The following is a 12,192-nucleotide window of genomic DNA, read 5'->3' as shown; positions in this document are numbered from 1 at the left end:
ATTCCCTGCTTAACGGCAGGGGCTTTTGTTAGCTAACGAGAAAGAATAAGATAGACCGTCTTTATGAACGGGATCTTTTCTTGTAAATGGTACATGGCGGCAGGAAGGAGGCTGTTTATGGATAAGAAAGTCACAGAAATTGTAGAAGCATTTGCGCAGCCAATCGTTGAAGAGTTAAATCTTGAACTTGTAGATGTAGAGTATGTGCAAGAAGGACAAGACTGGTTCTTACGCGTATTCATCGATTCTGAAAAGGGAGTCGAAATTGAAGAATGCGGTGCGGTAAGTGAACGTTTAAGCGAAGCTTTAGATAAAGAGGATCCAATTCCTCATCTTTACTTTTTGGATGTATCATCTCCTGGAGCGGAACGTCCATTAAAGAAAGAGAAAGACTTCCAGCAAGCGGTAGGAAAACAAGTGGCAATTAAAACATATAAGCCGATTGATGGTGAGAAGATGTTTGAAGGAAAGCTACTTTCCTACGACGGTAATACAATTACACTACTATTAACAATTAAAACACGTAAAAAAGAAATCCAAATTCCAATGGATAAAGTTGCAAATGCGCGACTTGCTGTTACGTTTTAGTAAGAAGGGGGATCTGCATGAGCACTGAGTTGTTAGATGCTTTGCTCGTATTAGAGTCAGAAAAAGGTATTAGCAAAGATATTATTATTGATGCGATTGAAGCAGCATTAATCTCTGCTTATAAACGCAATTTTAACCAAGCACAAAACGTTCGTGTGAGCTTTAACCCAGAAGTGGGAACAATTCAAGTTTTAGCACGTAAGGACGTTGTAGATAATGTGTTTGATCCACGTCTTGAAATCTCTGTAGAAGAGGCAAGACAAATTAATCCAAACTACCAAGATGGTGACGTACTAGAAATTGAAGTAACGCCAAAAGATTTTGGTCGTATTGCAGCGCAAACTGCAAAACAAGTTGTAACACAACGAGTTCGTGAGGCGGAACGTGGTGTAATTTATTCAGAATTTAGTGATCGTGAAGAAGACATTATGGTTGGTATTGTACAGCGCCAAGATGCTCGTTTCATCTATGTAAGCTTAGGTAAAGTAGAAGCTTTATTACCTGTAAGTGAGCAAATGCCAAATGAGCAATATAAACCACATGATCGTATTCGCGTATTTATTACAAAAGTAGAAAAGACAACAAAAGGACCACAAATTTACGTATCACGTACACATCCTGGTCTTTTAAAACGTTTATTCGAAATGGAAGTTCCAGAAATTTATGATGGAACTGTAGAAATTCGCTCTGTAGCACGTGAAGCAGGCGACCGTTCTAAAATTTCTGTATATGCAGAGAATATCGATGTTGATCCAGTAGGTTCTTGTGTAGGACCGAAAGGACAACGTGTACAACGCGTTGTAGATGAACTAAAAGGTGAAAAGATTGACATCGTTCGCTGGTCGAATGACCCAGTTGAATATGTTGCAAATGCTTTAAGTCCATCACAGGTTGTTAAAGTACTTGTAGATGAAGCAGAGAAAGCAACAACTGTTGTTGTTCCAGACCACCAGCTTTCATTAGCGATTGGTAAGCGTGGACAAAATGCGCGTCTTGCAGCTAAATTAACAGGCTGGAAAATTGATATTAAAAGTGAGTCTGATGCGAAACAACTTGGTATTGTGACAGAAGAAGATAGCGTAATCGCATTCGGATTCGATTCAGCTGAAGACGAAATCGAATAGAGGTGATGAGTATGAGCAATCGAAAAGTTCCGTTACGAAAATGTATTGCGACGCAAGAGATGAAATCAAAACGAGAGCTAGTTCGCATTGTTCGTTCCAAAGAGGGCGAAGTGTCTATTGATTTATCAGGAAAAAAATCAGGACGAGGTGCATATTTATCAAAAGATAAAGAAAGCATTATTCAAGCCCAAAAGAAAAACATTTTGGAACATCATCTAAAAGCGAAAATCGACAGTTCTCTGTACGAAGAGCTTCTTGAGCTTGTTGAGAAGGAGTCGAAATAAGTGTCTGATTGGAAATCATTTTTAGGACTAGCAAACCGCGCTCGAAAAATTATTTCGGGTGAAGAACTCGTTTTAAAAGAAGTACGAAGTGGCAAAGCAAAGCTAGTATTGCTTTCTGAAGATGCGTCAGCGAACACTACAAAACGTATCATTGATAAAACCACGTACTACAACATACCAATGAGAAAAGTCGAAAATCGACAACAATTAGGGCATGCGATTGGGAGAGACGAGCGAGTCGTTGTAGCTGTTTTAGATGAAGGCTTTGCGAAAAAGCTACGTAGCATGCTCGATACAAATTACCGGGGGTGAAGGTATGAGTAAAATTCGAGTACATGAATATGCAAAAAAAAATAATATCTCAAGTAAAGATCTTATGACAAAACTAAAAGAGATGAATATCGAGGTTTCGAATCATATGACAATGTTAGAAGATGAAGTAGTAAACAAATTAGATAATCAATATAACACTGGAGCGGAAAAACCTTCTGTTGCAGATGAGTTTGAAGTAGAAGAGAAAGTTGTTCGCAGTAAAAAGAACAGCAATAAGAAGAAGAAAAAAGGCAAAGAAAATGAAGACAAACGTCAAGATAACTTTGCTGGAAGACAACAAACGCAAATAGTAGAAACACCAGATAAAATCACTTTCTCTGGAAGCCTTACAGTAGGTGACCTTGCTAAAAAGTTAAGCAAAGAGCCATCTGAAATTATTAAAAAGCTCTTCATGCTAGGAATTATGGCAACAATTAACCAAGACTTAGATAAAGATACAATTGAGTTAATTGCAACTGATTACGGTATTGAAGTAGAAGAAGAAGTAGTTGTAAGTGAAACTGAATTTGAAACATTCATCGATGAGCAAGATGATGAAGAAAACTTAAAAGAACGTCCAGCTGTTGTTACAATTATGGGACACGTTGACCATGGTAAAACAACATTGCTTGACTCTATCCGTAATTCAAAAGTAACTGCTGGCGAAGCTGGTGGAATTACTCAGCATATCGGTGCATACCAAGTTGATGTAAATGATAAGAAAATTACGTTCTTAGATACACCTGGTCACGCGGCATTTACAACAATGCGTGCTCGTGGTGCACAAGTAACAGATATTACAATTCTTGTTGTTGCAGCTGATGACGGTGTTATGCCGCAAACAGTTGAAGCGATTAGCCATGCGAAAGCAGCTGGAGTACCAATTATTGTTGCTGTGAATAAAATGGATAAACCAGCGGCAAATCCTGATCGTGTAATGCAAGAATTAACAGAATATGAATTAGTTCCAGAAGCTTGGGGCGGAGACACGATTTTCGTACCAATTTCTGCAATTCAAGGCGAGGGAATTGACAACTTACTAGAAATGATCCTTCTTGTGAGTGAAGTAGAAGAATATAAAGCAAATCCAAATCGCTATGCAGCTGGTACTGTAATTGAAGCACAGCTTGATAAAGGTAAAGGAACTATCGCGACATTACTTGTTCAAAATGGTACACTTCGAGTTGGAGATCCAATTGTTGTTGGAACATCATTCGGTCGTGTTCGTGCAATGGTAAGTGATATTGGTCGTCGTGTAAAAGTTGCTGGTCCATCAACTCCTGTTGAAATTACAGGTTTAAATGAAGTGCCACAAGCGGGAGATCGTTTCATGGCATTCGCTGATGAGAAGAAAGCTCGTCAAATTGGTGAATCACGTGCACAAGAAGCGTTAGTTGCACAACGTGGTGAGAAATCTAAATTCAGCCTGGAAGATTTATTCCAACAAATCCAAGAGGGCGATGTAAAAGAAATTAACTTAATTGTGAAAGCAGACGTACAAGGTTCTGTAGAAGCAATGGCAGCATCACTTCGTAAAATTGATGTTGAAGGCGTAAAAGTGAAAATTATCCATACAGGCGTAGGTGCGATTACAGAATCTGATATTATTTTAGCTTCTGCATCTAATGCAATTGTAATTGGATTTAACGTACGCCCTGATGTGAATGCGAAGCGTACAGCTGAATTAGAGAAAGTTGATGTTCGTTTACACCGTATTATCTATAAAGTAATCGAAGAAATTGAATCAGCAATGCAAGGTATGCTGGATCCAGAATTCGAAGAAAAAGTAATCGGTCAAGCGGAAGTTCGTCAAACATTCAAAGTAACAAAAGTTGGAACAATCGCAGGTTGTTACGTAATAGACGGTAAAATTACACGTGATAGTGGCGTTCGTATTATCCGTGATGGCGTAGTAGTCTTCGAAGGAAAACTTGATACGTTAAAACGTTTCAAAGACGACGTAAAAGAAGTTGCACAAAACTATGAGTGTGGTATTACAATTGAGAGATATAATGATCTTAAAGAAGGGGACATCATTGAAGCATACGTTATGGAAGAAGTGAAGCGATGATTATCGCTTCACTCTCATTCGAGTGTATGATTTACGATGTGCATTCTTTAAAAGAGAAACGAGCAATTTTGCAACGTGTGTTAACTCGTGTGAAACAGCGCTATAATGTAGCTGTTTCTGAAGTTGGGCATCAAGATGTATGGCAACGTACAGAAATTGCAATTGTTTCCGTATCCTCAAATCGTGTTGTCTGTGAAAAAGAAATGAATCGTGTACTTGAGTATATCGATTCATTTCCTGAAATTGAACGTACGATAACACATTTGGAATGGTATTGAATGAGGTGAAGAGTTATGAAATTACGTGCGAACCGTGTGGGCGAGCAAATGAAAAAAGAATTAGGCGACATTATCAGTCGTAAAATTAAAGACCCACGTATTGGATTTGTTACAGTAACAGATGTACAAGTGAGTGGAGATTTACAAATTGCTAAAGTATACATTTCTGTTTTAGGTGACGAAGAACAGAAAGAAAATACATTAAAAGGTTTAGCGAAGGCAAAAGGCTTTATTCGTTCAGAAATTGGCCAACGTATTCGTCTTCGTAAAACACCAGAAATTACCTTTGAGTTTGATGAGTCTATCGGATATGGTCATCGAATTGATACACTTTTACATGAAATTAATAAAGACGGTAAACGTGAAGAATAATGGATAGACATTTGTCTATCCATTTTTTCAATGTAAAATAAGTTTTGCATAATTGCAATTACTATAAAAGAATAATGATGAGGTGAGTATATGGAAGGTGTAGTATTATTACATAAGCCAAAGGGAATGACATCACATGATTGTGTGTTCAAATTAAGAAAGATATTGCGTGAGAAACGAATTGGTCATACAGGGACACTGGATCCAGATGTAACAGGAGTATTACCTATTTGCGTTGGGCGTGCAACAAAAATTGCGCAATTTTTAACAAGTGAAACAAAAACATACGAAGGTGAAGTGACATTAGGATTTTCAACAACAACAGAAGATGCTTCTGGTGCAGTTGTGGAGAAACAAGATGTAAATCGTGTCATTACACGTAAAGAAGTAGAAGAGGTACTAGCGGAATTAACAGGGACAATTGAACAAATGCCGCCGATGTTCTCAGCTGTAAAAGTTAACGGGAAAAAACTATACGAATATGCAAGGGCAGGACAAGAAGTTGAACGTCCAGTTCGTACAATTACAATTCATGAATTTGTATTACTTGATGAACGTGAAGTTTTTGAAGGGGAAAATATTTCATTTCGTTTCCGTGTAACGTGTAGTAAAGGAACATATGTAAGAACACTAGCAGTAATGATAGGTGAAAAACTTGGATTTCCATCACATATGTCTCACCTTGTAAGAACAGCATCTGGTGAATTTTTACTAGAAGATTGCATATCATTTGAAGAAATTGAAGAAAACGTGCAAAATGGAACAGTAGAGTCTATTTTCATCTCAATTGATGAGGCGCTAAGTAGGTTTCCAAAAATGGTTGTAGATGAAAAGCAAGCTGAAAAAATAAAGAACGGTATGTTCTTAAAGAATGAATTAGAAACAACAGCACCATTTATTACAGTATTTGATAAAAATGATCGTTGCTTAGCAATTTATGAACATCACCCAAAACACCCTGGAATGCTAAAGCCAATGAAAGTACTTGTGAATAATCAAGAACTAAAGCTATAATGAATTATTGGAAGGATTATTACAGAAAAAGGTGAATTCAAGCGTGAAACTTATTCATTTAACTCATCCACATGAACAAAATAAAATAGAATTACCACCTACTGTAATGGCATTAGGATATTTTGATGGCATTCATTTAGGACATCAACGTGTGATTCGAACAGCGAAAAAAATAGCGGATGAAAGAGGATGTAAAAGTGCTGTCATGACGTTCCATCCACACCCATCTGTTGTATTAGGAAAAAAAGAAGCGCATGTGGAGTATATTACACCGATGCGCCTTAAAGAAGAAATCATCGCAAGTTTAGGAATTGATATCTTATATGTGGTGAAATTCGATGAGCCATTTGCTGGATTATTACCACAGCAGTTTGTCGATGAGTATATTATTGGTTTAAATGTAAAGCATGTAGTAGCAGGCTTTGATTATTCATATGGACGTTTAGGAAAAGGGAAGATGGAGACTTTACCATTTCATGCAAGAGGGGAGTTTACACAGACCGTGATCGAAAAAGTTGAATATCAAGAAGAAAAAGTAAGTTCTACTTCATTACGAAAGTTAATTCGAAACGGTGAAATGGAACAAATTCCATCTATTTTAGGGAGAGCTTACACGGTAGAAGGAACAGTTGTACACGGTGATAAGCGTGGACGTCAAATTGGTTTCCCAACTGCAAATGTAGGTTTAAGTGATGAATATTTGTTGCCATCTGTAGGTGTATATGCGGTAAGGTTGAAGGTTCATGATGAATGGCATGATGGTGTATGTAATATCGGATATAAACCAACTTTCAAAGAGAATGAGCGTCAATTATCTATTGAAGTGCATCTATTTGAATTTAATAAAGACATATACGATCAAAGTGTTACAGTGGAATGGCACATGCGTATAAGAGAAGAAAAAAAGTTTAATGGAATTGATGAGTTAGTTGCGCAAATCGCTCAAGATAAAAAGGTTGCCCAAGAATATTTTGCGAGCGTAAAGAATATACTTGCTTTTTCAAATGAAAAGTAGTATTCTATGTTATGTACTTTATGACAACCATTACTTGGCATTGCGACTCACCGATGCTTGCTAGGTAACTGGGGGTTTAATTATTAGGAGGTGAAATAGGATGGCTTTAACACAAGAGCGTAAAAATGAAATCATTGCACAATTTAGAACTCATGAGACTGATACTGGTTCTCCAGAGGTTCAAATTGCTGTCCTAACGGAGCAAATTAACACTCTAAACGAGCACTTACGTACTCACAAGAAGGATCATCATTCACGTCGTGGTCTATTAAAGATGGTTGGTAAACGTCGTAACTTACTTACTTACCTTCGTAATAGCGATATCACACGTTACCGTGAATTAATCACAAAGCTTGGCTTACGTCGATAGTCAAAGAAGCGGGAATATTCCCGCTTTTTTGTTAGGTAAAAATATATCTTCTACTCTTTATAGCTTACTTAATTTTCGGCAATACTAGAGGAAAGAATATTGTGATATACTATCCATTTACATAGAAGAATTGAATATTTTAAATTGAGAGGGGTACTTAAATGAGTCAGGAAAAGCAAGTCTTCTCGATAGATTTAGCTGGTCGTCAGCTAACAATTGAAACAAGTCAGCTTGCAAAACAAGCAAACGGAGCAGTATTAGTAAGATACGGCGACACAGCAGTTCTATCTACAGCAACTGCATCAAAAGAGCCAAAAAATGTAGATTTCTTCCCGCTTACAGTAAACTATGAAGAGCGTTTATATGCAGTTGGAAAAATCCCAGGCGGTTTTATTAAGCGCGAAGGCCGTCCAAGTGAAAAAGCAATTTTAGCAAGTCGTTTAATTGACCGTCCAATCCGTCCACTTTTCGCAGATGGTTTCCGTAATGAAGTACAAGTTGTCAGCATCGTAATGAGTGTTGATCAAGACTGTTCTTCTGAGATGGCAGCTATGCTTGGTTCTTCATTAGCATTATCTATTTCAGATATTCCATTTGAAGGTCCAATCGCAGGTGCGACAGTTGGTCGTATTAATGGCGAGTTCGTTATTAATCCAACAGTAGAACAGCAAGAACAAAGTGATATGCACCTTGTTGTAGCTGGTACGAAAGATGCAATTAACATGGTTGAAGCAGGAGCGGATCAAGTACCTGAAGAAACAATGTTAGAAGCAATTATGTTTGGACACGATGAAATTAAACGTCTAATTGCATTCCAAGAAGAGATTGTACAAGCTGTCGGTAAAGAGAAAACAGCAGTGAAACTTTATGAAGTGGATGCTGATTTGAACCAAGCTGTACGTGAAATGGCTGAGACAGATATGCATTCTGCAATTCAAGTGCACGAAAAACATGCACGTGAAGATGCAATTAGCGTAGTGAAAAAGCGTGTAATTGAGCATTACGAAGCTGAGGAAGCTGATGCTGATACATTAGGACAAGTAAGTGAGATTTTATATAAAATTGTAAAAGAAGAAGTACGTCGTCTTATTACAGTTGAAAAAATCCGCCCAGATGGTCGTAAAGGTGACGAAATTCGTCCTTTAGCATCAGAAGTTGGCATTTTATCTCGTACACATGGTTCTGGTCTATTCACACGTGGACAAACGCAAGCATTAAGTATTTGTACATTAGGTGCATTAGGCGATGTGCAAATTTTAGATGGTCTAGGTGTAGAAGAGTCAAAACGCTTTATGCACCATTATAATTTCCCTTCATTTAGTGTTGGTGAAACAAGACCAATGCGTGGACCAGGTCGTCGTGAAATTGGTCACGGAGCACTAGGAGAACGTGCTCTTGAACCTGTACTTCCATCTGAAAAGGATTTCCCATATACAGTTCGTCTTGTATCTGAAGTATTAGAGTCAAATGGTTCTACTTCACAAGCGAGTATTTGCGGTAGTACATTAGCGATGATGGATGCGGGTGTACCACTTAAAGCACCAGTTGCTGGTATTGCAATGGGTCTAGTGAAATCTGGTGAGCATTACACAATTTTAACAGATATTCAAGGAATGGAAGACCATTTAGGTGATATGGACTTTAAAGTAGCAGGTACTGCAAAAGGTGTAACTGCACTACAAATGGACATTAAAATCGATGGTTTATCTCGTGAGATTTTAGAAGAAGCATTACAACAAGCGAAAGTTGGTCGTATGCACATTCTAAATCACATGTTATCTGTTATCGCTGAACCTCGCATTGAGTTATCTGCGTATGCTCCGAAGATTATTACAATGGCAATTAACCCAGATAAAATTCGTGATGTTATTGGACCAAGTGGTAAACAGATCAATAAAATCATTGAAGAAACTGGCGTTAAAATTGACATCGAGCAAGATGGTACAGTATTTATTTCATCAATTAATCAAGAGATGAATGAAAAAGCGAAGAAAATTATCGAAGATATCGTTCGCGAAGTACAAGTAGGCGAAATCTACTTAGGAAAAGTTAAACGCGTTGAAAAATTCGGTGCGTTCGTTGAATTATTTAGCGGTAAAGATGGACTTGTTCACATTTCTGAACTTGCACTTGAGCGTGTAGGTAAGGTAGAAGACGTTGTGAAAATCGGTGATGAGATTTCAGTTAAAGTTATCGAGATTGACAAACAAGGTCGTGTAAACTTATCTAGAAAAGTATTGCTAAAAGAAGAGCAAGAAAAAGAAGCAGCTAAAGAAGAAAACGCACAAGAGCAACAATAAGTGAAAGCCAGTTTAGCTGGCTTTTTTTGTTATGTAAAAAATGTGATTCATTTAGATTTTTATATGAGTATAGGTATAGTTTTCATCATAACGCTCAAATTAACAAAGATAAGAAGAAAATGGTTTCTTTTTTATAGTTAATGGGAGGGTTTATATGAAAGCTCGTATATTAGCGTACATATTTATATTTTCTTTATATATGGGTTGTGGCTCTTATTCCGTTTTTGCGCAGGATAACTTGCATGAAGAGATTCAAAAGCATGTAAAACAGTACGAGATTATGCCGCAAAATGCGATGATTGATAAGATTTGGAAGGCTACGCCTGGGTATAATGGAAAACAAGTGGATATAGAAGCGTCCTATAATAATATGAAGAAAATCAAGAAGTTTGATCAAAAACAACTTGAATTTAAGGAAGTATCACCGAGTGTTCACTTAGAAGATTTACCACCAGCTCCGATTTATCGAGGACATCCAAATAAAAAGATGGTGGGATTAACAATTAATGTGGCCTGGGGTAATGAGTATTTGCCACGTATATTAGAGATATTGAAAAAACATGATGTGAAGGCGACTTTCTTTTTAGAAGGACGCTGGGTGAAAGAAAACTTACGATTTGCCAAAATGATTGTCGATGCAAATCAAGAAGTAGGAAATCATTCTTACACACACCCTAATATGAAAACGCTGTCTACAGATGAAATACGAGATCAATTACAAAAAACGAATCGAATGATAGAAGCAGCTACAAACCAGAAAGTGAGATGGTTTGCTCCGCCAAGTGGAAGCTTTCGGGATGAGGTAGTAAAAATAGCGGATGATTTCCAAATGGGGACGATTATGTGGACTGTAGATACAATTGATTGGAAGCGGCCAGAACCGGGTGTGCTATTGCAGAGAGTAATGCGAAAAATACATCCAGGTGCTATTGTGCTAATGCATCCTACTTCATCTGCAACAGAAGCGCTAGATACTATGATTAAAAATTTAAAGGAACAAGGATATAAAGTGGGGAATATTACAGAATTACTAGATGAAAAACGTGTGGATTAAATACATTTGCATGACATTCATCTCTAAACTTGTTATCATTAAATAATAGCAATTATTTAGAGAAACTGGCATTAGGAGGAAAGTTTTTGATTAAAAAATATACGTGTAAAAATGGTGTAAGAATTGTTATGGAGAATATACCAACTGTACGCTCGGTTGCGATTGGTATATGGATCCACGCAGGTTCAAGAAATGAAAATGAAAAAAATAATGGGGTTTCGCACTTTTTGGAACATATGTTCTTTAAAGGGACAGAAACGCGAAGTGCAAGAGAGATTGCAGAATCATTTGATAGCATTGGTGGACAAGTAAATGCTTTTACTTCAAAAGAATATACATGTTACTATGCGAAAGTGCTAGATGAGCATGCTAAATATGCATTAGATGTTTTAGCAGATATGTTCTTTAATTCAACATTTGATGAGGAAGAACTGAAAAAAGAGAAGAATGTTGTATGTGAAGAAATAAAAATGTACGAAGATGCGCCAGATGATATTGTGCATGATATGTTAACGAAAGCAACATATGAAACGCATCCGCTTGGATATCCTATTTTAGGAACAGAAGAAACGCTTGAAACATTTACAGGTGATACGTTACGTCAATATATGAAAGATCATTACACACCTGAAAATGTTGTTGTATCAATTGCAGGGAATATTGATGAAGCATTTTTACAAACTGTAGAGCAATATTTCGGTAGTTACGAAGGGACAACAAATCGTGAACAAGTACATAGCCCAATCTTCCATTTCAATAAAGTAGCACGTAAGAAGGAAACAGAACAAGCTCATTTATGTTTAGGATATAAAGGCTTGCAAATGGGACACGAAGATATTTATAACTTAATTGTATTAAATAATGTTTTAGGCGGTAGTATGAGTAGCCGTTTATTCCAAGAAGTACGTGAGCAACGTGGATTGGCGTACTCAGTATTCTCTTATCACTCTTCTTATGAAGATACAGGAATGTTAACACTTTACGGTGGAACAGGTAGTAAACAATTAGATACACTGTATGAAACAATGCAAGAAACGTTAAATACGTTGAAAAATACAGGTATTACAGAAAAAGAGCTTGTTAACAGTAAAGAACAATTAAAAGGAAACTTAATGTTAAGTTTAGAAAGTACGAATAGTCGTATGAGCCGTAATGGTAAAAACGAATTGCTTCTTCGTAAACATCGTTCTCTTGATGAGATTATTGAAAGTGTAAACACTGTAACAAAGCAAAATGTAGACGAGTTAATTCGCAATATGTTTACCGATGAATTCTCTGCGGCACTTATTAGTCCAGATGGAAAACTGCCAAAAGGAATGAAACTTTAATCGATCTTGTAATTCATTCGCTTTCGGAAATAACCGTATCTCTTTTATATGAGATACGGTTATTTTTTTATATATGCAGAAT

General features: G+C 37.0%; 13 protein-coding genes. All 13 read left to right on the top strand.

Going from position 1 to position 12,192, the window contains the following annotated elements; genetic code table 11:
- Positions 1–117 precede the first annotated feature (117 nt).
- On the top strand, positions 118–588 hold the full coding sequence (gene rimP / locus AB3X49_RS03300; protein WP_002088165.1) for a ribosome maturation factor RimP: 471 nt from the start codon (positions 118–120) through the stop codon (positions 586–588).
- Positions 589–605: 17 nt separating this feature from the next.
- Complete coding sequence (gene nusA, locus AB3X49_RS03295) at positions 606–1,712, top strand: transcription termination factor NusA (protein ID WP_002014554.1); 1,107 nt, start codon at positions 606–608, stop codon at positions 1,710–1,712.
- 11 nt (positions 1,713–1,723) lie between these two features.
- Positions 1,724–1,996, top strand: a complete 273-nt coding sequence (rnpM, locus tag AB3X49_RS03290) for an RNase P modulator RnpM (protein WP_002088161.1) — start codon at positions 1,724–1,726, stop codon at positions 1,994–1,996.
- Complete coding sequence (locus tag AB3X49_RS03285; protein WP_001286519.1) at positions 1,997–2,308, top strand: YlxQ family RNA-binding protein; 312 nt, start codon at positions 1,997–1,999, stop codon at positions 2,306–2,308. It begins immediately after the preceding gene.
- 4 nt (positions 2,309–2,312) lie between these two features.
- Positions 2,313–4,379, top strand: coding sequence for a translation initiation factor IF-2 (infB, locus tag AB3X49_RS03280; protein WP_002088159.1), 2,067 nt, complete (start codon positions 2,313–2,315; stop codon positions 4,377–4,379).
- Entirely contained in the window at positions 4,376–4,657 is a 282-nt protein-coding gene (locus tag AB3X49_RS03275) for a DUF503 domain-containing protein (protein WP_002088157.1), read from the top strand. Before infB ends, AB3X49_RS03275 begins: the two co-directional genes overlap by 4 nt.
- Positions 4,658–4,672: 15 nt before the next feature.
- Positions 4,673–5,029: a 30S ribosome-binding factor RbfA gene (gene rbfA / locus AB3X49_RS03270; protein WP_000776437.1), complete on the top strand. Its 357-nt coding sequence runs from the start codon at positions 4,673–4,675 to the stop codon at positions 5,027–5,029.
- A gap of 90 nt (positions 5,030–5,119) precedes the next feature.
- Positions 5,120–6,043 (top strand): tRNA pseudouridine(55) synthase TruB, encoded by a 924-nt coding sequence (gene truB, locus AB3X49_RS03265; protein ID WP_367960501.1) that lies wholly within the window; start codon positions 5,120–5,122, stop codon positions 6,041–6,043.
- Positions 6,044–6,086: 43 nt separating this feature from the next.
- Complete coding sequence (ribF, locus tag AB3X49_RS03260) at positions 6,087–7,058, top strand: bifunctional riboflavin kinase/FAD synthetase (RefSeq protein WP_002146106.1); 972 nt, start codon at positions 6,087–6,089, stop codon at positions 7,056–7,058.
- A 100-nt stretch (positions 7,059–7,158) separates the two neighbouring features.
- Complete coding sequence (gene rpsO, locus AB3X49_RS03255; RefSeq protein ID WP_001229392.1) at positions 7,159–7,428, top strand: 30S ribosomal protein S15; 270 nt, start codon at positions 7,159–7,161, stop codon at positions 7,426–7,428.
- A 161-nt stretch (positions 7,429–7,589) separates the two neighbouring features.
- Positions 7,590–9,728: a polyribonucleotide nucleotidyltransferase gene (gene pnp / locus AB3X49_RS03250; RefSeq protein ID WP_060749549.1), complete on the top strand. Its 2,139-nt coding sequence runs from the start codon at positions 7,590–7,592 to the stop codon at positions 9,726–9,728.
- A 154-nt stretch (positions 9,729–9,882) separates the two neighbouring features.
- Positions 9,883–10,782 (top strand): polysaccharide deacetylase family protein, encoded by a 900-nt coding sequence (locus tag AB3X49_RS03245; RefSeq protein ID WP_367960498.1) that lies wholly within the window; start codon positions 9,883–9,885, stop codon positions 10,780–10,782.
- Positions 10,783–10,868: 86 nt separating this feature from the next.
- Entirely contained in the window at positions 10,869–12,110 is a 1,242-nt protein-coding gene (locus AB3X49_RS03240; RefSeq protein ID WP_002088150.1) for a M16 family metallopeptidase, read from the top strand.
- The last annotated feature ends 82 nt before the right edge of the window (positions 12,111–12,192 follow it).

Source organism: Bacillus sp. C30 (genome assembly GCF_040838255.1).
GTDB lineage: Bacteria > Bacillota > Bacilli > Bacillales > Bacillaceae_G > Bacillus_A > Bacillus_A mycoides.
The sequence above is the reverse complement of the archived record's forward strand: the minus strand, read 5'-3'. Positions and strand labels throughout refer to the sequence as shown.